The organism is Streptomyces lacaronensis, from assembly GCF_047337785.1.
In the GTDB taxonomy this organism is placed as follows: Bacteria; Actinomycetota; Actinomycetes; order Streptomycetales; family Streptomycetaceae; genus Streptomyces; species Streptomyces lycopersici.
The window spans coordinates 4,409,342-4,431,571 of record NZ_JBLHDK010000003.1; the positions used below are offsets into that span (position 1 = coordinate 4,409,342).

23 protein-coding genes are annotated in these 22,230 nt (G+C 70.0%); 12 read left to right on the forward strand and 11 right to left on the reverse strand.

What is annotated here, in order from left to right; all coding sequences use genetic code 11:
- Positions 1 to 2: 2 nt before the first annotated feature.
- Complete coding sequence (locus ACMTAK_RS18530) at positions 3 to 1,613, reverse strand: Na+/H+ antiporter (protein WP_413807258.1); 1,611 nt, start codon at positions 1,611 to 1,613, stop codon at positions 3 to 5.
- Between the two features lie 77 nt (positions 1,614 to 1,690).
- Here ACMTAK_RS18530 and ACMTAK_RS18535 point away from each other — a divergent pair, with 77 nt between their 5' ends.
- From ACMTAK_RS18535 to ACMTAK_RS18550, 4 genes are all read left to right on the forward strand, one after another.
- Positions 1,691 to 1,954, forward strand: a complete 264-nt coding sequence (locus ACMTAK_RS18535; RefSeq protein ID WP_413807259.1) for a UBP-type zinc finger domain-containing protein — start codon at positions 1,691 to 1,693, stop codon at positions 1,952 to 1,954.
- 115 nt (positions 1,955 to 2,069) lie between these two features.
- Positions 2,070 to 2,615, forward strand: a complete 546-nt coding sequence (locus ACMTAK_RS18540) for a GNAT family N-acetyltransferase (RefSeq protein WP_413807260.1) — start codon at positions 2,070 to 2,072, stop codon at positions 2,613 to 2,615.
- Positions 2,616 to 2,863: 248 nt separating this feature from the next.
- A complete protein-coding gene (locus ACMTAK_RS18545; RefSeq protein WP_014054819.1) occupies positions 2,864 to 3,277 on the forward strand; it encodes an ATP-binding protein in 414 nt (137 codons plus the stop codon).
- Positions 3,278 to 3,294: 17 nt separating this feature from the next.
- Entirely contained in the window at positions 3,295 to 4,200 is a 906-nt protein-coding gene (locus tag ACMTAK_RS18550; protein WP_413807261.1) for an RNA polymerase sigma factor SigF, read from the forward strand.
- Between the two features lie 731 nt (positions 4,201 to 4,931).
- Here the strand turns inward: ACMTAK_RS18550 and ACMTAK_RS18555 are convergent.
- The gene (locus ACMTAK_RS18555; protein ID WP_413807262.1) at positions 4,932 to 5,462 is read right to left on the reverse strand and encodes a hypothetical protein; all 531 of its coding nucleotides are present in this window, start codon (positions 5,460 to 5,462) and stop codon (positions 4,932 to 4,934) included.
- Positions 5,463 to 5,542: 80 nt separating this feature from the next.
- On the opposite strand from ACMTAK_RS18555, the gene ACMTAK_RS18560 reads away from it, so the two are divergent.
- Both ACMTAK_RS18560 and ACMTAK_RS18565 read left to right on the forward strand, forming a co-directional pair.
- Positions 5,543 to 6,511 carry a diacylglycerol/lipid kinase family protein gene (locus ACMTAK_RS18560; RefSeq protein WP_413807263.1) on the forward strand — a complete coding sequence of 323 codons (969 nt, stop codon included), beginning with the start codon at positions 5,543 to 5,545 and terminating at the stop codon, positions 6,509 to 6,511.
- Positions 6,512 to 6,830: 319 nt separating this feature from the next.
- Positions 6,831 to 7,088, forward strand: coding sequence for a WhiB family transcriptional regulator (locus ACMTAK_RS18565; protein WP_014054815.1), 258 nt, complete (start codon positions 6,831 to 6,833; stop codon positions 7,086 to 7,088).
- Positions 7,089 to 7,279: 191 nt separating this feature from the next.
- Here the strand turns inward: ACMTAK_RS18565 and ACMTAK_RS18570 are convergent, their stop codons facing one another.
- From ACMTAK_RS18570 to ACMTAK_RS18595, 6 genes are all read right to left on the reverse strand, one after another.
- Positions 7,280 to 8,749: a sensor histidine kinase gene (locus ACMTAK_RS18570; protein WP_413807264.1), complete on the reverse strand. Its 1,470-nt coding sequence runs from the start codon at positions 8,747 to 8,749 to the stop codon at positions 7,280 to 7,282.
- A 403-nt stretch (positions 8,750 to 9,152) separates the two neighbouring features.
- Positions 9,153 to 10,223: an SIS domain-containing protein gene (locus ACMTAK_RS18575; protein ID WP_413807265.1), complete on the reverse strand. Its 1,071-nt coding sequence runs from the start codon at positions 10,221 to 10,223 to the stop codon at positions 9,153 to 9,155.
- A 54-nt stretch (positions 10,224 to 10,277) separates the two neighbouring features.
- Positions 10,278 to 11,837, reverse strand: coding sequence for a glycoside hydrolase family 3 protein (locus ACMTAK_RS18580; RefSeq protein ID WP_413807266.1), 1,560 nt, complete (start codon positions 11,835 to 11,837; stop codon positions 10,278 to 10,280).
- Positions 11,838 to 11,846: 9 nt separating this feature from the next.
- Positions 11,847 to 12,677, reverse strand: coding sequence for a carbohydrate ABC transporter permease (locus ACMTAK_RS18585; protein ID WP_413807267.1), 831 nt, complete (start codon positions 12,675 to 12,677; stop codon positions 11,847 to 11,849).
- Positions 12,674 to 13,675: a carbohydrate ABC transporter permease gene (locus tag ACMTAK_RS18590; protein ID WP_413807268.1), complete on the reverse strand. Its 1,002-nt coding sequence runs from the start codon at positions 13,673 to 13,675 to the stop codon at positions 12,674 to 12,676. The genes ACMTAK_RS18585 and ACMTAK_RS18590 overlap by 4 nt, the downstream gene beginning before the upstream one ends.
- A gap of 5 nt (positions 13,676 to 13,680) precedes the next feature.
- Entirely contained in the window at positions 13,681 to 14,952 is a 1,272-nt protein-coding gene (locus ACMTAK_RS18595) for an extracellular solute-binding protein (RefSeq protein ID WP_413807269.1), read from the reverse strand.
- A 262-nt stretch (positions 14,953 to 15,214) separates the two neighbouring features.
- Here ACMTAK_RS18595 and ACMTAK_RS18600 point away from each other — a divergent pair, with 262 nt between their 5' ends.
- From ACMTAK_RS18600 to mctP, 3 genes are all read left to right on the forward strand, one after another.
- Positions 15,215 to 16,009, forward strand: coding sequence for a GntR family transcriptional regulator (locus ACMTAK_RS18600; RefSeq protein ID WP_262701910.1), 795 nt, complete (start codon positions 15,215 to 15,217; stop codon positions 16,007 to 16,009).
- 190 nt (positions 16,010 to 16,199) lie between these two features.
- Positions 16,200 to 16,460, forward strand: a complete 261-nt coding sequence (locus ACMTAK_RS18605; protein WP_413807270.1) for a DUF3311 domain-containing protein — start codon at positions 16,200 to 16,202, stop codon at positions 16,458 to 16,460.
- Positions 16,457 to 18,070 (forward strand): monocarboxylate uptake permease MctP, encoded by a 1,614-nt coding sequence (gene mctP / locus ACMTAK_RS18610; protein WP_413807271.1) that lies wholly within the window; start codon positions 16,457 to 16,459, stop codon positions 18,068 to 18,070. Before ACMTAK_RS18605 ends, mctP begins: the two co-directional genes overlap by 4 nt.
- 340 nt (positions 18,071 to 18,410) lie before the next feature.
- On the opposite strand, the gene ACMTAK_RS18615 is transcribed toward mctP, so the two are convergent.
- On the reverse strand, positions 18,411 to 19,322 hold the full coding sequence (locus ACMTAK_RS18615; RefSeq protein ID WP_413807272.1) for an SDR family oxidoreductase: 912 nt from the start codon (positions 19,320 to 19,322) through the stop codon (positions 18,411 to 18,413).
- 119 nt (positions 19,323 to 19,441) lie between these two features.
- On the opposite strand from ACMTAK_RS18615, the gene ACMTAK_RS18620 reads away from it, so the two are divergent.
- A complete protein-coding gene (locus tag ACMTAK_RS18620) occupies positions 19,442 to 20,026 on the forward strand; it encodes a TetR family transcriptional regulator (protein ID WP_413807273.1) in 585 nt (194 codons plus the stop codon).
- On the opposite strand, the gene ACMTAK_RS18625 is transcribed toward ACMTAK_RS18620, so the two are convergent.
- A complete protein-coding gene (locus ACMTAK_RS18625) occupies positions 20,023 to 20,517 on the reverse strand; it encodes an ATP-binding protein (RefSeq protein WP_413807274.1) in 495 nt (164 codons plus the stop codon). The genes ACMTAK_RS18620 and ACMTAK_RS18625 overlap by 4 nt on opposite strands.
- A gap of 152 nt (positions 20,518 to 20,669) precedes the next feature.
- Here ACMTAK_RS18625 and ACMTAK_RS18630 point away from each other — a divergent pair, with 152 nt between their 5' ends.
- Together ACMTAK_RS18630 and ACMTAK_RS18635 are read left to right on the forward strand one after the other, a co-directional pair.
- The gene (locus ACMTAK_RS18630; protein ID WP_413812928.1) at positions 20,670 to 21,530 is read left to right on the forward strand and encodes a helix-turn-helix domain-containing protein; all 861 of its coding nucleotides are present in this window, start codon (positions 20,670 to 20,672) and stop codon (positions 21,528 to 21,530) included.
- Entirely contained in the window at positions 21,523 to 21,732 is a 210-nt protein-coding gene (locus tag ACMTAK_RS18635; protein WP_413807275.1) for a DUF397 domain-containing protein, read from the forward strand. Before ACMTAK_RS18630 ends, ACMTAK_RS18635 begins: the two co-directional genes overlap by 8 nt.
- Before the next feature lie 3 nt (positions 21,733 to 21,735).
- Here the strand turns inward: ACMTAK_RS18635 and ACMTAK_RS18640 are convergent, their stop codons facing one another.
- On the reverse strand, positions 21,736 to 22,224 hold the full coding sequence (locus ACMTAK_RS18640; RefSeq protein ID WP_413807276.1) for a MarR family winged helix-turn-helix transcriptional regulator: 489 nt from the start codon (positions 22,222 to 22,224) through the stop codon (positions 21,736 to 21,738).
- Between the last annotated feature and the right edge of the window lie 6 nt (positions 22,225 to 22,230).

Below are 22,230 nucleotides of genomic sequence, written 5' to 3' on the forward strand. Positions count from 1 at the left end.
GCTCAGGCCCCGTCCTCCGTGGCCCCCTCCCGGTGGAGCGCCGCCTCCTCCAGGTCCAGCCGCCGCAGCAGCGACCGCAGCATCTCCTCATCGATCCGCCGGGCGTCCCGCAGGTCCACGAACACCGCCCGCTCGGCCTCGATCATCTCCCGGGCCAGCCGCCGATAGGTGTCGTCCGCCGATTCGCCGGTCACCTCGTTGACCGCGCCCAGCCGCTCCCACACGGCGTTGCGGCGCTGCTCCAGCACCGTGCGCAGCCGGTCGGCGAGCGGCGACGGCAGGGCGTTGCGCTCATCGGCGAGCAGTTCCTCCAGACGGCGCTCGGCGGCCAGTGACGCGGTGTTCTGCGCCTGGGCCTCGGCGAGGGTCTCGGCGTGGGGGTCGCGGCCGGGCAGCCCGAGCAGCCGGATCAGGGACGGCAGGGTGAGCCCATGGATCACCAGGGTGCCGATGACGGTGGTGAAGGTGAGGAAGAGGACCAGGTTGCGGGCCGGGAAGGGGGCACCGCCGTGCACGGTCTCCGGGATCGAGAACGCGATGGCCAGCGAGACCACGCCGCGCATCCCGGCCCAGCCGACGATGACCGGCGCGGTCCAGTTGGTGCCGGGCTCGCGCTCGCGGATCCCGGGGAAGAGCATGCGCGGCACGAAGGTCGACGGGAAGACCCAGACGTAGCGGGCGGCCACCACGGCCAGGAAGACGACGGCCGCGTACCAGGCGGCCTGGTCCGCCCCGTACTCCTCCAGGCCGCCCACCACGACCCGAAGTTGCAGCCCGATCAGCGCGAACACCGCCGACTCCAGAACGAAGTCGATCATGCGCCAGACCGCCGCCTCCTGGAGCCGGGTGGCGAAGTCGACCTGCCAGGAGTGGTGTCCGAGGTAGAGCCCGACCACCACGACGGCCAGCACACCCGACGCCTCGAACTGCTCGGCGACGGCGTAGGCGACGAAGGGGATGAGCAGCGAGAGGGTGTTCTGCAGCAGGGAGTCCCGCAGCCGGGTGCGCAGCCAGTGCAGCGGCACCATCAGGATCAGACCGACCACGACGCCGCCGATGGCCGCGAAGGCGAACTCCCGCAGCCCCTGGGCCCAGCTGACGCCCTCCCCCACCGCCGCGGCCACCGCCACCCGGTAGGCGGTGATCGCGGTCGCGTCATTGAACAGGGACTCGCCCTGGAGGAGCGTGGTGAGCCGGGAGGGCAGCCCGATCCGGCGGGCGATGGCGGTGGCGGCCACGGCGTCCGGCGGCGCGACCACCGCGCCCAGCACGAGGGCGGCGGTCAGCGGCAGCTGCGGGATCAGCAAATGGGCGACCACGCCGACCGCGACCGTCGCGAAGAGCACATACCCGACGGAGAGCAGCGCGATCGGCCGCAGATTGGCCCGCAGATCGAGGTACGAGCTGTCCAGCGCGGCGCTGTGCAGCAGCGGCGGCAGCACCAGGGGCAGCACGATGTGCGGGTCCAGCGTGTAGTCCGGCACCCCGGGTACGTACGAGACGACGAGCCCGACCGCGACCAGCAGCAGCGGCGCGGGCACCGGGGTCCGGCGCGCCGCGCCCGCGACCACCGCGCTGCCCGCGACCAGCATCAACAACGGCAATACGTCCATCGTCCGGCCCTGTCTCCGTCGGCCGTCCCGACGGTCGTCCATGTGCTCCGCTCACGCGGCGTTTTAGTCTGGCAATCATGAACGAGTGTCCGCATGTTCCCGCACTGCCGCGTCCGGAACCGGAGGCGCGGTCAGACACCTGTCCCGAATGCCTGGCGGTCGGCAGCCACCCCGTCCAGCTGCGGAAGTGCCTGGTGTGCGGGCATGTGGGCTGCTGCGACTCCTCGCCGTACCAGCACACCACCCGGCACTTCGAGGAGACCGGCCATCCGGTGATGCGCAGCTTCGAGGAGGGAGAGGACTGGCGCTGGTGCTTTGTGGATCAGCTCATCGTGCGGTGAGATGCCGACGCGTGGTGGGTCCCGGCTCCGCGGGACGCCCTGGTCTTGGCGTTTTCCGCGCAATGCCGGAGATCGACTGCCGCGTTTGTCGGTGTGGCCCGCTAGCCTTCACCACATGATCCGATCAGCGAAGCCGTCCGACGTCCCGGTGATCCATGCGATGATCCGCGAGCTGGCGGACTACGAGCGGGCTCCGCAGGAGGCGAAGGCCACCGAGGAGCAGCTGCGCGAGGCGCTCTTCGGGGCGCATCCCGCGGTGTTCGCGCTGATCGCCGAGGAGGCCGGTGGCGCGGGAGGGCCCGCCGGTCCGGTGGGGTTCGCCCTGTGGTTCCGTAACTTCTCCACCTGGACAGGCACCCATGGCGTGTATCTGGAGGATCTGTACGTCATCCCGCGGGCCCGCGGGGGCGGCCACGGCAAGGCGCTCCTCGCCGAGCTGGCTCGGATCTGTGTGGAGCGGGGATATGCCCGTTTCGAATGGCCGGTGCTCGACTGGAACGAGCCCGCGATCGGCTTCTACGCCGCGATCGGCGCGGAGGCCATGGACGAATGGACGGTGCGCAGGCTCTCCGGAGAGCCGCTGCGAGCGCTGGCCGCTCAGGCCATGGGCACCGCCGTGACCAGCGATTTCCTGAGTGAGGCGACATCTCTTTCGAATTGAGACCGCAAACCCTCTAGCCACGCTGCGTACTCATGTGCTTACTATGAGTGATATCGCGGCCTTGTGGGCCGGGGTTCACCCGTGACGGGGGGCCGTGCTCCGTCCGGGCGACACCGAACCGCAGATCGCGATAGCGTCGCAGCCAAAGTACGTACAGCGCCGACCCGTACCACCCTCCACCATAAGGGTTCGGGGCCGACGCTCCAATCAGCTCAGCTCAATCAGCTTGTGTCACCTTGGAGGTGAGGGTGTCCCAGATCGCAGGCGAGCCCGGGACCCAGGACTTCGTGGAAGTCCGGCTGCCCGCTGCGGGTGCCTATCTGTCGGTGCTGCGGACGGCCACCGCCGGCCTCGCAGCCCGCTTGGACTTCACCCTCGACGAAATCGAGGATCTGCGTATCGCCGTCGATGAGGCATGCGCGATCCTGCTGCAGCAAGCCGTGTCCGGCAGTGTGCTGAGCTGCGTCTTCCGCTTGATCGACGACGCACTCCAGGTGACCGTCTCGGCTCCCACCACCGACGGTCGCGCCCCCGAGCGCGACACCTTCGCCTGGACGGTGCTCTCCGCACTGGCGGGCAAGGTGGATTCGACGGTGGCCGAGGACCGAACGGTCAGCATCAGCCTGTACAAGGAGCGCGGCGCCGGCCCCGGACAGCCGTGACGGAACAAGGGGGCTCCGTGAGCACTGCATCATCGCGGGGAGTAGGTACCCCGGCCATCCCGCACCCGCCGGCCCGGCCGCATCCCGCGGACTCGGAGGCGGCAGGAGACCGACCAGAGCGGGCGGACCACATGGATCAGCACGAGCAGGTGCATCAGCAGCACGATCCGCAGGACCGGAGTGGCGCGCGGGCGATGTTCGCCGAGCTGCGACAGCTGCCGGAGGGGTCCGCCGAGCGGGCCGAGCTGCGCAACAACCTCGTGCGTATGCATCTGCCGCTGGTGGAGCATCTGGCCCGGCGCTTCCGCAACCGCGGTGAGCCGCTGGACGACCTCACCCAGGTCGCCACCATCGGGCTGATCAAGTCCGTGGACCGGTTCGATCCGGAACGCGGTGTGGAGTTCTCCACCTATGCGACACCTACGGTCGTGGGCGAGATCAAGCGCCACTTCCGCGACAAGGGCTGGGCGGTGCGGGTGCCGCGCCGGCTTCAGGAGCTGCGGCTGTCGCTGACCACGGCCACCGCGGAGCTCTCCCAGCGCCATGGCCGCGCCCCGACCGTCCATGAGCTGGCCCAGCATCTGTCCATCTCCGAGGAGGAGGTGCTGGAGGGGCTGGAGTCCGCCAATGCCTACAGCACCCTGTCCCTGGACGTCCCGGACACGGACGACGAGTCCCCGGCGGTCGCCGACACCCTCGGCGCGGAGGACGAGGCGCTCGAGGGCGTCGAGTACCGCGAGTCGCTCAAACCCCTGCTGGAGGATCTGCCACCGCGCGAGAAGAAGATCCTTCTGCTGCGCTTCTTCGGCAATATGACGCAGTCGCAGATCGCGCAAGAGGTCGGCATCTCCCAGATGCATGTCTCCCGACTGCTGGCCCGCACGCTCGCGCAGTTGCGCGACAAGCTGCTGGTCGAGGAGTAGCGAGTGCTAGGGGGTGCCCGGCGGGCTGCTCCCCTCCCCGCCCCTTCCCGCTACCAGGGGCTCCGCCCCTGGACCCCAGAGTCTGGGGCGAAGCCCCACCACGCGGCGGAGCCATATACCGATACCGCGGGAAGGAGCGAAGCCCCGCGCCGGAGTCAGGGGCGAAGCCCCGGTTACGGGGCCTGGGACGGAGCCCCCGCTCCGAGGCCGGGGAGAAGCCCCGGTCGCGGGTCTGGGGCAGCCCCGTCCGGGGCCAGGGGCGAAGCCCCAGTTGCGGAGGATGAGACGGAACCCCGGTCGCGGGGGCTGAGGCGGAACCCCGGTCGCGGGGGCTGAGGCGGAGACCCAGCCCAGGGCTCTGGCGCAGAACCCCGCCCGAGACCACGGGCAGCCCCGTCCGGGGCCAGGGACGGAACCCCGGTTTTTCGGAGTCTGGGGCGAAGCCCCAGTTTCGGCGCCTGGGGCGGAACCCGGTCGCGGGGTCAGAGGCGAAGCCCCGCCCGGGGCTGAGGCGGAGCCCCGGGCGCGGGCCCGTCCGCGGCTGGGGCGGAACCCCGGTCCGGGGTCTGGGGCCAAGTCCCGGTCCGGGGTCTGGCGCAGAACCCGCCCGGAACCAGGGGCAGCCCCATCCGGGGCCAGGGGCGAAGCGCCAGATCCGGGGGCTGGGGCCAAGCGGCCCCAGATTTGGGAAGGGGCGGGGAGGGGAACAGGCCGCCGCGGGCGGGAAGGGGCTACGCGTCGCGGGGGCCGATGCCGAGGGCCTCGGTCGCCGTCGGGTTGATCAGCAGCGCCAGCACGGCGAGGGCCGCGACGGCGGTGGCCGCTCCGGCGACGATCAGCCCGCCGCCGTTCTGCAGCAGCGTCCAGGCCACCGGCAGCGCCATCAGCTGGGTGATCATCGCGGGCCCGCGGCTCCAGCGGCGCCGCAGCCACAGCCCACGGGCCGCCAGCAGCGGCAGCAGGGCCAGCGCCAGCACGGTGACCCCGAGCATCTCCGCCTGCTGCGGGCTCTCCGGATCCCCGGTCAGCCCCATGATCAGTACATAGACGCCGAAGCCCAGCAGCACCACGCCCTCCGCGGCGGCCAGCACCGCGGCGGCGGTCAGCCGGGCGGGGCGGGGCCCGGTGGGCGCGGCGTCGGCCGCCTTGACGGCAGCGGCGGCGTCGGCCACCTTGGCGGCCCCGGCCTCCGGCCGGGCCGTGGCCCTCTGCGCCTTCTTCGCGGTAGCGGACTTCGCCGTAGCGGACTTCTTACTGCTCACCCCAGCAGCCTAGCCGTCCTCGAGGCGCCCGGACCCTACCCCCCTGGGGCCCGTCGTCCCGGATGGGTAGGCTGGCGCGCATGCGCGCACTCCTCGTGGTCAACCCGGCAGCAACCACCACCAGTGCCCGCACCCGGGATGTTCTGTTCCACGCGCTCGCCAGCGATCTGAAGCTGGACGTGGCGACCACGGAGTACCGGGGGCACGCCCGCGACCTGGCCCGGCGGGCGGTCGACGGCGGCACTCATGAACTGGTCGTGGCGTTCGGCGGCGACGGCACCGTCAACGAGGTCGTCAACGGACTGCTGCACCATGGCCCCGCCCCAAAGGAGTTGCCCCGGCTCGCGGTCGTGCCCGGCGGCTCCACCAATGTCTTCGCCCGCGCCCTCGGGCTGCCCAATGACGCCGTCGAGGCGACCGGCGCCCTGCTGGACGCGCTGAGAGACGGCACCGAGCGCACCGTGGGCCTCGGACTCGCGGGCGGCACTCCGGGCACCCGGGACGAGTCGGTCCCGGCCCGCTGGTTCACCTTCTGCGCCGGGCTCGGCTTCGACGCGAGCGTCATCGGCCGGGTCGAGCAGCAGCGCGAGCGCGGTAAGCGGTCCACTCACGCGCTCTACATACGGCAGATGGTGCGGCAGTTCATGGGGGAGCCGCACCGGCGACAGGGCACCATCACCATCGGGCGGCCGGGCGAGGACCCGATCGAGGAGCTCGCGCTGTCGATAGTCTGCAACACCTCCCCGTGGACCTTTCTGGGCAACCGCCCGGTCTACGCGGCGCCCCAGGCGTCCTTCGACACCGCCCTCGACGTGCTGGGACTCGCCAAGCTGTCGGCGCCGGCGATGACCCGCTACGCGACCCAGCTGCTGACGTCGACACCCGAGCGCGGGCCCCGCGGGAAGCATGTGGTAGCGCTTCACGATCTGACGGACTTCACCTTGCAATCCCAGGCGCCACTGCCGTTCCAGATGGACGGTGACCATCTGGGACTGCGTACGAGCGTGACGTTCACAGGCGTACGCCGTGCACTGCGTGTGATTGTGTGAGTGAGACCGCAAAAAGTCCTTCCAGTCGAACGTTTACCCTGGACTCCACCCACCGGAAGTACGGCTGTGACCGAGCCGACACCAAGGAATCAAAAAAAACTTTCCGGAAGGGGTTGTATCCGTCGCCGAGGTTTGCGAGTCTCTTCTTGGCGATCGGGACGGCCTTCTGAAAGGCCCCCTTGAGAGCCCGAACCCCCTCCTCATTCCACAGGACCGCACCAGCCCCAACTGGTGTGGCGGCCCTGCCCTTGCGGGGGGATTCGTGAAAGCGTTCACATTCACAAGCAACGAGCCCGCAATACGAGGAGATGGAGCAGCCATGGACTGGCGTCACAACGCCGTTTGCCGCGAGGAAGACCCCGAGCTGTTCTTCCCCATCGGCAACACCGGTCCTGCGCTGCTGCAGATCGAGGAAGCCAAGGCCGTCTGCCGCCGCTGCCCCGTCATGGAGCAGTGCCTGCAGTGGGCGCTTGAGTCCGGCCAGGACTCCGGCGTCTGGGGTGGAATGAGCGAAGACGAGCGCCGCGCCATGAAGCGCCGTGCCGCTCGCAACCGGGCACGCAACGCCAGCGCCTGAAGCCCGGCACCCCGTGGCCCCCGAGCCGCAGCGCGTAGTAACCCCCATGCGCACAGCATCATGAGCTTTGAGCCCCGGACCAGATGGGTCCGGGGCTCAGTGCTTTCCGGGCTCACAACAATTCCGATAACGGTACTGATAACGATGCGGACAACGATGTGCTCGGCGCCTGAGTGCCGCTCATCACACGCTCAGTGCTTCTCCGCACCCATCGGGAAGTCCAGCACCACCCGGGTGCCGCGCTCCGGGGCGGGCACCATGTCGAACGTCCCGCCCAGCTCCCCCTCCACCAGGGTGCGGACGATCTGAAGCCCCAGGTTTCCGGCCCGCTGGGGGTCGAACCCCTCGGGCAGCCCGCGCCCGTCGTCCTGGACGACCACCGCCAGCCGGCTCTCCTCACCGCTGCCCCCGCGCACCGCCGAGACCTCGACCGTGCCCTGCTCCCCCGGTCCGAAGCCGTGCTCCAGCGCGTTCTGCAACACCTCGGTGAGGACCATGGACAGCGGGGTGGCCACCTCGGCGTCCAGGATGCCGAACCGCCCGGTGCGGCGGCCGGTCACCTTGCCGGGCGATATCTCGGCCACCATCGCCAGCACCCGGTCGGCTATGTCGTCGAACTCGACCCGCTCGTCGAGGTTCTGCGAGAGGGTCTCGTGGACGATGGCGATCGAGCCGACCCTGCGCACCGCCTCGTTGAGCGCCTCCCGCCCCTGCGCCGAGTCCATGCGGCGGGCCTGGAGCCGCAACAGGGCCGCCACCGTCTGGAGGTTGTTCTTCACCCGGTGGTGGATCTCCCGGATGGTGGCGTCCTTGGTGATCAATTCGCGCTCGCGGCGGCGCAGTTCGGTGACGTCCCGCAGCAGCACCAGCGAGCCGATGTGCAGCCCCTTGGGCTTGAGCGGAATGGCCCGCAGCTGGATGACGCCGTCGCCGCCCTCGACCTCGAACTCCCGGGGCGCCCAGCCGCTGGCCAGTTTGACCAGCGCCTCGTCCACCGGGCCGCGCACCGGGGCGAGTTCGGCGGTGGTCTTGCCCAGGTGGTGGCCGACGAGGTCGGCGGCGAGGCCCAGCCGGTGGTAGGCGGAGAGCGCGTTGGGGCTCGCGTACTGGACCACGCCGTCCGCGTCGAGCCGGATCAGCCCGTCGCCCGCACGCGGTGAGGCGTCCATGTCGACCTGCTGGTTGGGGAACGGAAACGATCCCGCGGCGATCATCTGGGCGAGGTCGGACGCGCTCTGGAGGTAGGTGAGCTCCAGCCGGCTGGGGGTCCGTACGGTCAGCAGATTGGTGTTCCGCGCGATCACGCCGAGGACCCGGCTCTCCCGCCGGACCGGGATGGACTCCACCCGGACCGGCACCTCCTCGCGCCACTCGGGGTCGCCCTCCCGGACAATCCGGCCCTCGTCCAGGGCGGCGTCCAGCATGGGGCGGCGGCCGCGGGGGACGAGATGGCCGACCATGTCGTCCTGGTAGGAGGTGGGCCCGGTGTTCGGCCGCATCTGGGCCACGGAGACATACCGGGTGCCGTCGCTGGTGGGGACCCACAGCACAAGATCGGCGAAGGAGAGGTCGGAGAGCAGCTGCCACTCCGAGACCAGCAGGTGGAGCCACTCGAGATCAGAGTCGTCGAGTGCGGTGTGCTGGCGGACGAGGTCGTTCATGGAGGGCACGTTGTGAGCCTACCCTCACTGGTGGATTAGCCTATTCGCGCATAAGCATGGACAGACAGCAGTGGTCTAGTCCAGAATATCGAGCACTGCGATCTTCCGCTCTCCCCGCACAGGAGGGCGGATCGAGGAACCCGGAGCGCTCTGCCCTGACCGCCCGGGAATCCTCAGGTCGGCCGCTCGGCCGACGCAACTCCGGGCTGCGGTGCCGGGCGGGTTGAGGGTCCCGCCCTGGCGCCGCGGCCCGCGGGTGTCACACATCCGCGGCCGCGGGTGTCACACATGGCTCCCGCGCCTCTCGAAGGCCGCGGGAGCCGTTTTCTGTGCGCCTCAGCGGGCCCCGCCACAAGGCTCAGCGGGCCCCGCCGCACGGCTCGGCGGGTCTCCGCCGCAAGACTCAGCGGGTCTCCGTCACCTTCGCCAGCGCCCGCGGCGCGTCCGGGTCCTGCCCGCGCGCGATCGTCACCTCGTACGCCAGCATCTGCAGCGGCAGGATCTCCAGGATCGGCTGGATCTCCTCGGCGACCCCGTCCGTCGGCAGGGCGAACCCGGCCGAGGCCCGCTCCACCTCCGACGCGCCGCCGATGACCACGAGGTCCGCGCCCCGGCCGCGCAGCCGCTCCAGGACCGGCTGCAGCGCCTGGCCGCCCTTGCCCTCGGTGACGATGGCGATCACCGGCGAGATGTTGTCGACCATGGCCAGCGGACCGTGCAGCAGATCGGCGCCGGAGTAGGAGAGCGCCGGGATGTAGCTGGTCTCCATCAGCTTCAGGGCGGCTTCCTTGGCGGTCGGGTAGCCGTAACCCCGGGAGGTGAGGACCATCCGCTCGGCGAAGCGGTAGCGCGCCGCGAGCTGCCGGACCTCGTCCTGGCGGTCGAGGATCTGCTGGGCGAGGTCGGGCAGCACCTTGGCGGCCGCGCCGTCGCCGCCGCGCAGCCCCTCCACGAAGAGGTAGAGGGCGAGCAGTTCCGCGGTGTAGGTCTTGGTCGCGGGCAGCGCCTTCTCCGGCCCGGCCAGGACGTCGATGTGGAATTCGGAGACGGCCGCGAGCGGCGAGTCGGCGTTGTTGGTCACCGCGAGGGTGATCGCACCGGCCGCGCGGGCGGCCTCGGTGGAGGCCACCAGGTCCGGGGAGCCACCGGACTGGCTGACGGTGATCACCAGGACGTCGGTGAGGTCCGGCTGGGCGCCGTACGCGGTGGTGGTGGACATGGAGGTCAGCCCGCACGGCTTGCCGAGCAGCACCTCGAGCAGGTACTTGGCGTACAGCGCCGCGTTGTCCGAGGTGCCCCGGGCGGTGAGGAGGACGAAGCGCGGGTTGCGGGCCGCGATCCGCTCCGCGACCTCGCGGATCCTCGGGGCGCCCTGGTCGAGGATGCGGCGCAGCACCGCGGGCTGCTCGGCCATCTCGCCGGACATGATCCGGCCCGGCTGGTCGCTGCGCTGGGCCGTCGTCGTGGCGGACATGCTGGGTGCCTCCAGGTGGCTGGTGTGCCGGGCTGGGCCGAGGGGGCTGAGGAGTCAGTCCCCGGGGTGGTCACCGGCGCCGTTGCCGACGATCACTTCCGCGGCCGCCCGGCCACACACCCGGGCGGCGCCGTGGGTCGCGATGTGCAGCGCTCCGGCGGGCGGCGCCTGGGGCACCCCCATCTCCACGACGACCGTCTCCGGCCGGGCGGTGAGCAGGGCGTCCAGCGCGTCGGCCATCCAGGGATGGCGGTGGACATCGCGGACCACAGCGACGATCCTACGGTCCCCCGCGGTGTCGAGCATATTTTCGATCAGGCCGTGGACGCCCAGGGCGTCGGCGTCCTGCCGCCCGTAGGTGGCCGCCCCGGTGCCGGGGCGCAGCCGGGCCAGTTCGGCGCCGACGCCCCAGGGGGTCTCCTCGCCGACGGCGATGTTGGCCACCGGGGTGAAGGCGGCCACGTAGGCGGGTCCGGTCACCGGCTCGTACGAGGTCCCGGCCGGGGTGACTCTGAGCGCCCGGCGCGCGGCGGCGAGCCCCACCCCCGCGGCGGGCTCGATGTCGTGCGCCGCGCGCGGTCCTCCGGAGCGCCGCGTCCACTCCCCCAGGGCGCGCACCCGCGCCGCCGCCTCGGCCAGCCGCTCCTCCGCCAGCCGCCCCTCGATGACGGCGGTGACCAGCGCGTCGCGCAGCCGCAGCACGGTGCCCTCGTCGGCGAGCCCGCCGCCCACGCAGATGGCGTCGGCGCCCGCGGCGATCGCCAGGACGCTGCCGTGCTCGATGCCGTACGCGTCGGCGATGGCCCGCATCTCCATGCCATCGGTGACGATCATCCCGTCGAAGCCGAGTCCGCCGTCGGCCACCGGCCGGCGCAGCAGGCCGTGCAGCGCGGCGGGGCTGAGGGTGGCGGGCAGGTCGGGGTCGAGCACGGGCAGCAGGATGTGCGCGCTCATCACGGCCTTGGTCCCGGCGGCGACGGCGGTGCGGAAGGGCACCAGCTCGCGGTCGGTCAGGGTGTCGAGCCCCGCGTCGATGCGCGGCAGGGCGTGGTGTGAGTCGACGGCGGTGTCGCCGTGGCCGGGGAAGTGCTTGGTGCAGGCGGCCACTCCGGCGCCCTGGAGGCCCTCGATGTACGCGGCGGTGTGCCGCGCCACGAGTCCCGGCTCGGCGCCGAAGGAGCGCACGCCGATGACGGGGTTGTCGGGGTTGGAGTTGACGTCGGCGGAGGGCGCCCAGTTGAGGTTGACGCCGCATTCGGCGAGGCGGCGGCCCAGCTCGCGGGCGACGGCGCGGGTCAGCTCCGGGTCGTCGACGGCGCCGAGCGCCAGGTTGCCGGGGAAGGAGGAGCCGGTGCGCACCTCCAGCCGGGTGACGTCGCCGCCCTCCTCGTCGATCGCCACCAGGACGTCGTCACGCTCGGCGCGCAGCTGGGCGGTGAGGGCGCCCAGCTGCTCGGGGGTGGCGATGTTCCGGCCGAACAGGCCGACGGAGGCGAGCCCCTCACCGAGCCGCCGCAGCACCCAGTCGGGGGCGGTGGTTCCGGTGAAGCCGGGCTGGAGAACGGTGAGAGCGTCGCGGGTGAGGGTGGCGGGGTCGTGTGCGAGGGTCGTCATAAACCGGGATCATCCCTTCACAGCGCCGGAAGTGAGCCCACCGACCGCCTTGCGTTGCAGAAACAGGAACAGGAGCAGGATCGGGATGGCGAACAGCGACGCCGCCGCCATGGTGGCACCCCAGTCGTCGCCGAAGGCGGTCTGGAATCTGGACAGCCACAGCGGAAGCGTCTGGGCCTCCGGGTCCTTGTTCAGGATGAGCACGAGCGGGAATTCGTTCCAGGCCGTGATGAAGCCGAAGAGCGAGGTGGCCATCAGTCCGGGCGCCAGCAGCGGGAAGATCACCCGGATGAACGCCTGCGGACGGGTGCAGCCGTCGACCATCGCCGACTCCTCCAGTTCCTTGGGGATCGCGGCCACGTAGGCGCGGAGCGTGAGGATGGTGAAGGGCAGCACCATGACCATGTAGAACAGGGTCAGCGGAAGCAGGCTGTTCAGCATGTCGCCGTCGCGCACGAGCATGTAGATGGCGATGACCAGGACTTCCCAGGGCGCCATCTGCGCGATCATGAACGTCACCAGGAAGCCGCGGCGCCCCTTGAACCGCATCCGGGCGAGGGCGAACGACGCGAGGAGCGCGATCAGCAGGGAGAGGCCGACCGCCGAGAGGGTGACGGTGAGCGAGTTGCCCACCAGGGTCCAGAAGTGCTCGGCGTCCACGGCCTTCTGGAAGTGTTCGAGGGTGGCTCCGGTCGGGAACCACACCGGGTCCTCGGAAATGATGTCCGAGGTCGGCTTGAGGGCCGTGGTGAACATCCAGTAGACGGGGAACGCGAAGCCGAGAAAGAGCACGACGGCGGTCGCATTGGGCCACAGCCGGGCGAGCGGCGAGCGCTTCACAGCTCGTCCTCCTCTTGCCTGAGCACGGTCCGGAGGTAGTAGGAGGTCAGCGCCAGCAGGACCACGATGGTCAGCAGCGAGATCGCGGCGCCCATGCCGTAGTGCTGGTTGCCGACGCCCTCGATGAAGGCGTAGACGGGGAGGGTCTCGGTGAGCCGGTCGGGGCCGCCCTCGTTGATCGCGAAGACCTGGGTGAACGCCTTGAAGACCCAGATGACTTCGAGGAACGTCGTGGCCAGCAGGAACGGCTTGAGGAAGGGGAAGGTCACCGAGGTGAAGCTCTTCCAGGTGCCGGCGCCGTCGAGCGCGGCCGCCTCGTAGAGCTCGCCGGGGATGGTGGTGGTCGCGGCGTAGAGGTTGATCGCCACGAAGGGGATCGACTGCCAGACGATCAGCACGGTGATGACGAAGAAGGTGGAGAACTGGCCGCCGGTCCAGTTGTAATGCGCCATGGAGTGCCAGCCGAGCGCGTCCAGCACCCAGTTGACCACTCCGAAGCGGGTGGCGAAGAGCCACTGGAAGACGGTGGTGCCGGCGATGGGCGGCATGGCCCAGGCGAGCACCAGACCGACCGAGAGCAGCAGCCGCATCTTGCTGCCGAGGCGGGCCAGCAGCAGTCCGACCAGGGTACCGAGCAGCATGATCAGCACGACGTTGACCGCGGTGAAGATCACCGACCGGAGGGTGACCCGCCAGAAGTCCTCGCTGGTCAGCGTCTCGCGGTAGTTGTCGACGCCGTTCCACTCGGTGAGGTGCTGGATCAGCTGCCGCATATTGAGGTTCTGGAACGACAGCAGGCCGTCCTTGACCAGCGGCCAGCCCAGCAGCAGTACGGTCGCCACCAGCGCGGGCAGCAGCAGGAGGTATGGGGCGGCGCCGTTCAGCCGTGCGCGCCCGGCGACGCCCGGGGCCGGGCGGCCAGGCCGCGGCGGCGCCCCGCCCCGGCGGACCCCGGCCGCCGCCGGGCCGGGGTCCTGGCGTTCGGTCGCTACGGCCATCGGGCTCAACGCTCCTGGCTGAGGCGCTTGTTCAGCTCGTCCTCGACCGACTTGGCCGCCTCGGCGGGCGACTTACCGGTGAGCACGGCGGTCATATAGCTCTTGACGGGGTTCGGGGCGTTCTCCACCGCGGCCCATTCGGGGATCAGCGGGGTGGTGCCGCCGGTCGCGGCGGCCGGAGCGGCCGCCTGCCCGGCGGGGTTGCCCTTGAGCCGCGTCTGGAGCGACTCCTTGTTGGGGATGACACCGCCTTCCTTGGCGAGCTGTCCCTCGTAGGTGTCATTGAGCGCGATCTTCAGGAACTCCTTGGCCAGTTCCTGCTTCTCGCTGCCCGCGGCGATCGCGAGATTGGAGCCGCCGAGGAAGACGCCCTCGGGCTTGCCCGCGGTCTCGCCCGGGATGGTGAAGTAGCCGATGTCCTTCTCGATCTTCGGGTTCGCCTTGATGGCGATCCCGGCCTCCCAGCCCATGCCGATGAAGGCGCCGGTCTTGCCCTTGGCGAAGATCTCGCCCTGCTGGGGGGTGGCCTCGTCCTTGTCCTTGGGGGCCTTGCTGAAGGACTGGTACTGCTTGTAGATGTCCATGGCCTTGCCGACCTTGGGGTCGGCGAGGTTGGAGACCCACTTGTCGCCGTCCTTCTTTACGAGGTCGGCGCCGGTGCCGATGGTCAGCCCGTCGAAGAAGTACCAGTTCTGGCCCGGGAGGTAGATGGGCTCGGCGTCGGTCTTCTTCTTGATGGTGTCGAGGTCGCGGAAGAACTCGGTACGGGTCTTGGGGGTGTCCTTGATCCCGGCCTCGGCCCAGATCTTCTTGTTGTAGAGGACGACCCGGTTGGCCGCGTACCACGGCGCCGCGTACTGCTTGCCGTCGTAGACCGCGGACTTGTTGATCGACTCCGACCAGTCGGCGCCGATCGACTTCTTCAGGTCACCGAGTTCGGCCAGGCCGCCGGTCTGCGCGTAGGACGGGGTCTGGGTGTTGCCGATCTCCAGCACATCCGGCGGGTCGGACTCCGAGAGCGCGGTGGTCACCTTCTGCTGAATGCCGTTCCACTGCTGGATCTCCAGCTTCAGCTTGGCTCCGGTCTTCTTCTCGAAAGCGGCCTTGACATCCTTCGTCCAGCCGTCCGGAGTGGAGCCGTCCATCGCCCAGACGGTGAGCGTCTGCCCCTTGAAACCGTCCGCTCCGGCCTTGTCGTCATCGCCGTCGGACCCACAGGCCGCGACGGATACCAGCATTGCCGCGACACCCGTCGCCGCTATGAGCCCACGCTTCACAGCACTCTCCTCAGAAGGCCGGATCAGGGGGTTTAATGGTCCAGACCAGCGTCCGCAGCTTGGCCTAGACCTTTTGGGGTGTCAAGGGTGTATAAGAGTCACCGGAGGCTCCGTTACCGGACCGACACTTCCCGACATCCGGACCGACGGACCGCCCGGAGCGGGGACCGTGCCACGATGTGAGGCGCTGGATTCTTCAGGAGACCGGTGACGGCGGTGGACGCCGGTGACGGCAGCGGACCAGGAGTCGGAAGGGCGCGCGATGGACACCGAGGGGGCAACGGCGGCAGCGGCGGCCACCACGACGGCCGAGAGCGACGGCAACGGCTCCAATGGGGCACGCACCGCGCGCGTCCCGAAGTACTACCGCCTCAAGCGCCACTTGCTGGAGATGACCGAGACCCTGCCACCGGGCACCCCGGTCCCACCGGAGCGCACCCTGGCCGCGGAGTTCGACACCTCGCGCACCACCGTGCGCCAGGCGCTCCAGGAGCTGGTCGTCGAGGGGCGTCTGGAGCGGATCCAGGGCAAGGGCACGTTCGTGGCCAAGCCCAAGGTCTCCCAGGCGCTGCAACTCACCTCGTACACCGAGGACATGAAGGCCCAGGGCCTGGAGCCCACCTCCCAGCTGCTGGACATCGGCTATGTCACCGCCGACGACCGGCTCTCCGGGCTGCTGGACATCGCCACCGGCGGACGGGTGCTGCGCATCGAGCGGCTGCGGCTGGCCAGCGGCGAGCCGATGGCCATCGAGACCACCCATCTGTCGGCCAAGCGCTTCCCCGCGCTGCGCCGCAGCCTGGTGAAGTACACCTCGCTCTACACGGCCCTGGCCGAGGTGTACGACGTCCGGCTGGCCGAGGCCGAGGAGACCATCGAGACCTCGCTGGCCACCCCGCGCGAGGCGGGGCTGCTGGGCACGGACGTCGGGCTGCCGATGCTGATGCTCTCGCGCCACTCGCGGGACGCGTCCGGGGAGCCGGTGGAGTGGGTGCGGTCGGTCTACCGCGGGGACCGCTACAAGTTCGTCGCGCGGCTCCAGCGGCCGAACGACTGAGGAGCGCCGCCGTCCGAGCCGGGCCGTGATACGGCTGACCGGCTATCTTTCTCATACCGATATACGGACGGGTAGTGACGGCCGCCGGGCCCCGGGCTTAGATTTCCTGCGCATTACACAAATGATCAGCTGTGATCCAGGTGATCGACTGTGACGCAGGTGATGAGCCGAGGGGACTGGAGCCCGCCGCATGTCAGACACGTCCGCTTCACCCGGCAGGAGACCGGTCGTGACGCCCACGCGCGTCGTGGCCGCTCTGTGCCTGATCGCCCCGTTTGTCGGGATGCTCTGGGTCGGTTCGTACGGCAAGGTCGAGCCGACCCTCATCGGGATCCCGTTCTTCTACTGGTACCAGATGCTCTGGGTGCCGGTCTCGGCCGTGCTGACCTCGGTCGCCTACATCCTGGTCCGCCGTGAGCGGCGGGAGCGCAAGGGGGGTGACTCCGCATGAACGGCGGAGTGAACGGCGTCGCGCTCGCCGTCTTCATCTTCTTCTTCGTGGCCGTCACGGTCATGGGCTTCCTGGCCGCGCGCTGGCGCGCCGCCGAGAACGCCAACAACCTCGACGAGTGGGGCCTGGGCGGCCGCAGCTTCGGCACCTGGATCACCTGGTTCCTGCTCGGCGGCGACCTCTACACCGCGTACACCTTCGTCGCCGTCCCGGCCGCGATCTACGCGACCGGCGCGGCCGGGTTCTTCGCGGTGCCGTACACCATCCTGGTCTACCCGCTGATCTTCACCTTCCTGCCCCGGCTCTGGTCGGTGTCCCATAAGCACGGGTACGTCACCACCTCGGACTTCGTCCGCGGCCGCTTCGGCTCCAAGGGTCTTTCGCTGGCCGTCGCGATCACCGGCATCCTCGCCACCATGCCGTACATCGCCCTCCAGCTGGTGGGCATCCAGGCGGTGCTGGACGTGATGGGCGTCGGCGGCGGCGAGAACACCAACTGGTTCATCAAGGACCTGCCGCTGCTGATCGCCTTCGGTGTGCTCGCGGCGTACACCTACTCCTCGGGTCTGCGCGCCCCCGCGCTGATCGCGTTCGTCAAGGACACCCTGATCTACATCGTCATCGCGGTGGCGATCATCTATATCCCGATCAAGCTGGGTGGCTTCGACGACATCTTCAGCGCGGCGAACGACAAGTTCACCAAGGCCGGCGCGGGCGGGCTCGCACCCGCGGCGGAGGGGCAATGGGCGTACGGCACGCTGGCCCTGGGCTCGGCCCTCGCCCTGTTCATGTATCCGCACTCGATCACGGCGACGCTCTCCAGCCGCAGCCGTGAGGTGATCCGCCGCAACACCACGATCCTGCCGCTGTACTCGCTGATGCTGGGGCTGCTGGCGCTGCTGGGCTTCATGGCCATCGCCGCCGGGGTGACGGTCGAGAACGGCCAGCTGGCCATCCCCCAGCTCTTCGAGGACATGTTCCCCGACTGGTTCACGGGCGTCGCCTTCGCCGCGATCGGCATCGGCGCGCTCGTCCCGGCGGCCATCATGTCGATCGCCGCGGCCAACCTCTTCACCCGCAATATCTACAAGGACTTCCTGCGGCCGAACGCCACGGCCGAGGAGGAGACCAAGGTCTCCAAGCTGGTCTCGCTGCTGGTGAAGGTCGGTGCGCTGATCTTCGTGCTGGGCATGGACAAGACCGTCGCGATCAACTTCCAGCTGCTGGGCGGCATCTGGATCCTCCAGACCTTCCCGGCCCTGGTGGGCGGCCTGTTCACCCGCTGGTTCCACCGCTGGGCGCTGCTGGCGGGCTGGGCCGTCGGCATGGTCTACGGAACGTGGAAGGCGTACGACACCCCGAGCGGCACCCAGAAGCACTTCGGCAACACCGCCGATGTGCCCGGTATCGGCGAGATCGGCTACATCGGCCTCACCGCCTTCGTGCTCAACGTGGTGGTCACGGTCGTCCTGACGCTGCTCCTGCGGGCGGTCAAGGCCCCGGACGGCGTGGACGAGACGTCCTCCGCCGACTACAAGGCGGACGCGGGCGACCCGGGCGTCCGGACCGACCTCCCGCCCGCCACGGCGGGCGCCCCGGGCGCCCACTGACGCCTTGGCGGCGGGCCGCGCGGATTGACGGTGGAACGGGCCGTCGGCTCCTTTCGGGGAGCCGACGGCCCGTTCGCGTGCGTACGGCGCCGACGTCAGGGGGTGACGGACGGGGCGTGACGCCTGCGGCGGGCTTGCCCCTCCCCGCCCCTTCCCGACACCTGACGATATGCGGCTCCGCCGTGTGGTGGGGCTCGGCCACGTGCGGGGCTCCACCCCCTAGACCCCGGGCCTGGGGCGGAGCCCCACTTTCCAGCCCCTCCGGCGCTTGAGGAGCGGGGCCTGGGGCGGAGCCCCAGTTTCGGGAAGGGGCGGGGAGGGGAACAGCTCGCCGCAGGCGTCAGGAGGCGGGTGCGGTGAGGTAGTCGCCGTGCTCCACGTCGTGGAGCAGGGTCGGATGGCTGGGCGTCCAGCCGAGCAGCTCCTGGGTGTGGGCGCTGGATACGGGCCCGTCGAAGCCGTAGAACGTGGCCATGGCCGGGCTGGGGAAGTGCGTGGCGGCCTCGTCGGCGGTCAGGGAGACCGCGGGCAGACCGAGGCCCCGGGCGATCGTCTCCGCGATGCTCTTGAAGCGGACGCCGCTCTCGGCCACTCCGTGCAGCACGCCGCCCGCCGGGGCCTTCTCCAGCGCCAGCCGGAACAGAACGGCCGCGTCGCGCCGGTGGACCGCGGGCCAGCGGTTGCTTCCGTCGCCGACGTAGGCCGAGACCCCGGTCTTCCGGGCGGTGGCGACGAGCATGCCGATGAAGCCGTAGTCCCCGGGGCCGTGGACGGTGGGGGCGAGCCGGACCACGCTCGCGCGGACTCCCTGGGCGGCGAAGCCCAGGCAGGCCCGCTCGCCCGGGATCCGGAAGCCGGCGATCCCGGCCGTGTCGGGCTCGTCCTTCTCGGTGCTCTCCCGGCCGCCGGGCATGACCAGCGTGCCGGAGGTGGAGACGAACGGCTTGCCCGAATGTGCCAGCGCCCCGCCGAGCGCCTCGATCGCGGTCCGGTCGCGCCGCTCCAGGTCGTCGGGGTCGGCGAAGTCGCCGCCGAAGGCCATGTGCAGAACGCCGTCGGCGGCCTCGGCGCCGCCGCGCAGGCTGCCGAGGTCTTCCAGGGAGCCGCGGTGCGGTGTGGCGCCCAGCGACTCCAGCCTGGCCGCGGCGGTGTCCGAGCGCGCCAGACCGGTGACGGTATGACCGGCCGCGACGAGCTCGGCGACGACGGTGGGGCCGGTCAGCCCGGAACCACCGGTAACGAAGACATGCATGGGACTCCCACTCAATGCCAGTGACTGGCGCTACTTAGCGCCAGTCACTGACCTTACGGTAGCGCCAGTCACTGACGCAACGGAATGTCGGCCGTCGGCATATGCGGTAACCTCGGGGCGTGCCACGGAGCGGAGCAGAAGCGCGCCGCCGCCTTCAGCAGGCGGCCCTGGAGCTGTACCGGGAGCGCGGATTCGACCGGACCACCACGGCCGAGATCGCCGCCCGAGCCGGTGTCAACGAGCGCACGTTCTTCCGGCACTTCCCCGACAAGCGCGAGGTGCTCTTCGACGGCGAAGCCGACCTGCGCGCCGCGTTGATGCGGGAGGTGGCCGAGGCACCCGACGGCCTGCGACCGCTGGAGATACTGCTCCACGCCTTCCGGAAAGCCGGACGGATCCTCGAGGAGAACCGCCCGTTCTCCGAACCACGGCTGGCGATCATCGCCGTGACGCCGGCGCTCCGCGAACGCGACTTGGCCAAGGCCGCGTCCCTCACCGAAGCCGTGGCGGAGGCCCTGCGGCAGCGCGGCGTCGCCGACCGGCTGGCCGACCTGGCCGCCCACACCGGCTGGGCCACCTTTCACCACGCGGCCGGGGCCTGGATCGACGACCCCGAGCAGGGCCTGGAGGCGCACCTCCTCCGAGCCTTCGACGATCTGCACGACCTCTCCACGGCAATGACGCCGGGCGGGCGTGGGCGTTAGGCGGCGACCTCGAAGGCGTCGCAGGGGTGTTGCGGTGCGAGCTCGAACCAGAGCAGCTTGCCGCTCCGCCCGAAGAGCTCGTCGGCGAGCGCGTAACCGCCCCAGTTGTCGGCGCAGATCCGGACGATGAGGAGGCCACGGCCATAGGTGGCCTCGGTGTTCGCGGCGGCCTCCGCGAGGGCGGACGAGCGGTCGAAGAGGGCCGGGGGCTTGTCGAAGGGCGGCGGGATGTCCGGATTGGTGTCCCACACGCTGATCCGCAGACGCCCCTCCTCCACGGCGCGGATGCGCATTTCGGCCGGGCCGGTGGTGTGGCGGTAGGCGTTGGTGACCATCTCGCTCGCCACGAGGGTCGCGGGGTCGGTGAGCTCGCCCAACTCGTGCCGGGCGAGGACCGCACGGAGGGTAGTGCGGGCGATGGCCGCGGCGCGGGGGTCATGGGGCAGGCGTAGTGAGTAGGACCAGGGGTTTTCCATTGCTGCGGTGGGCATGAAGTCTCCGGTTTGTGCGGGGAGTTGTGCGGTGTCCGGGCACACACCGTAGTCGGCATGCCTTAAGGTATTTACCCCTGAGCGGAAAAGGGCTGCATATACCACTCGTGTGAGTGACACGCCTGTTGCGCATGAGCAGAGAGAATCGGCAGATGCCCATGAGAAGCGTTCCGACCGCACGCCAACTCCGCCTCGGCACCGAGCTCCGTAGGCTCCGCGAGCGCGCTGGGATGTCGTCGACCGAGGCCGGGAGCTTGCTCGGCACCAACCAAACAGCGATCAGCAATATCGAGGCAAGCCGGTTGGGCGTGAGCGCGGACCGGCTACGAGCACTCGCGCGGAACTACTCCTGCGCGGACCAGGCGCTGATCGCGGCGCTCATCGACATGTCGGCACAGCGCAAGCGCGGCTGGTGGGAGGAGTACCGGGAAATCCTGCCCACCGGGCTGCTCGACCTGGCCGAGCTCGAACACCACGCCGTCTCACTGCGCACGGCGTACATCGCCCACATTCCCGGTCTGCTTCAGACGGCCGAGCATGCCCGCGAGATCTTCCGGCAGGTCGTACCGACGCTGCCTCCGCCAGAGGTGGAGCATCGCGTCTCGCATCGCATCAAACGCCAAGGCATTCTGTACCGGGACAAGCCCACGCCGCTTACGGCCATCGTCCATGAGGCCGCTTTGCGTATGCGCTTCGGAGGACCGGATATGGCACGGGCGCAGTTGCAGCACATCCTGGACATGAGCGAGCACGGACACATCAAAGTGGTCGTGATCCCCTTCGAGGCCGGATCGTTCCCCGGCTCGGGGCAGTCGATCCTCTACGCCGCTGGGCAGGTCCCACAGCTGGACACCGTGCAGCTCGATACGGAGCATGGCTCCGAACTTCTAGACGCGGCCGCCCAGTTGGAGAAGTACCGCGTCGTGCTGGACCGTATGGAAACGGTCGCGCTCCCGGAGAGCCGATCACGCGATCTCATCCAGAGCATCATCCGCACCCTGAAAGGTGAATGAGTTGTCCGCTCGCGATTGGCAAAAGTCCTCGTTCAGCGGGGAAGGCAATGCCTGCCTCTACATCTCCGCACTCGACAGCGCCACCATCCGGCTCCGCGAGAGCGACGAACCCGAGACGATCCTCACCACCAACCCCAGCGCCCTACGGGCACTCATACGCAGCGCCAAGACAGGGCAGCTCGACCACCTCGGCACGGCGTAAGGATCAGCGGTCGTCCGCGGCCTTCTCGGCCGCGGACCAGCCGACCAGGTCGTCCACGAAGCGCCGCATGAGCCGTTCCAGCTCAAGCAGGTCGCGGTCGCTCCACTGCTCGAACACCGGCTGGCTGAGGCGTCCGCGCGCGGCGTCGATCGCGTCGATGACGCGGCGCCCCTCTTCGGTGAGCAGGGCTTCCTTGACGCGGCGATCTTCCGCGCTGGGGCGACGCTCGATCAGGCCCAACGCCGCGAGCTTCGCGACCTGGCGGCTGACCGTGGTGTGGTCGCGGCCCGCGCGGTCGGCGAGCTCGACCACGCCGATCGGGGCGAACCGGTGGATGCCCACGATCAGCTGGAAGAGCGCCCGGTCGAGCTGGATACCCGCTTCGGCGATGAGGATCTCGTCCCGGTGCGGCTGGTTCATGATCGCGATCAGATCGATGATCGACTCATGCAGCCGTCGCTGCGTGACCTGCCGCTGGCGTCGTGTGGCCATGGCCCA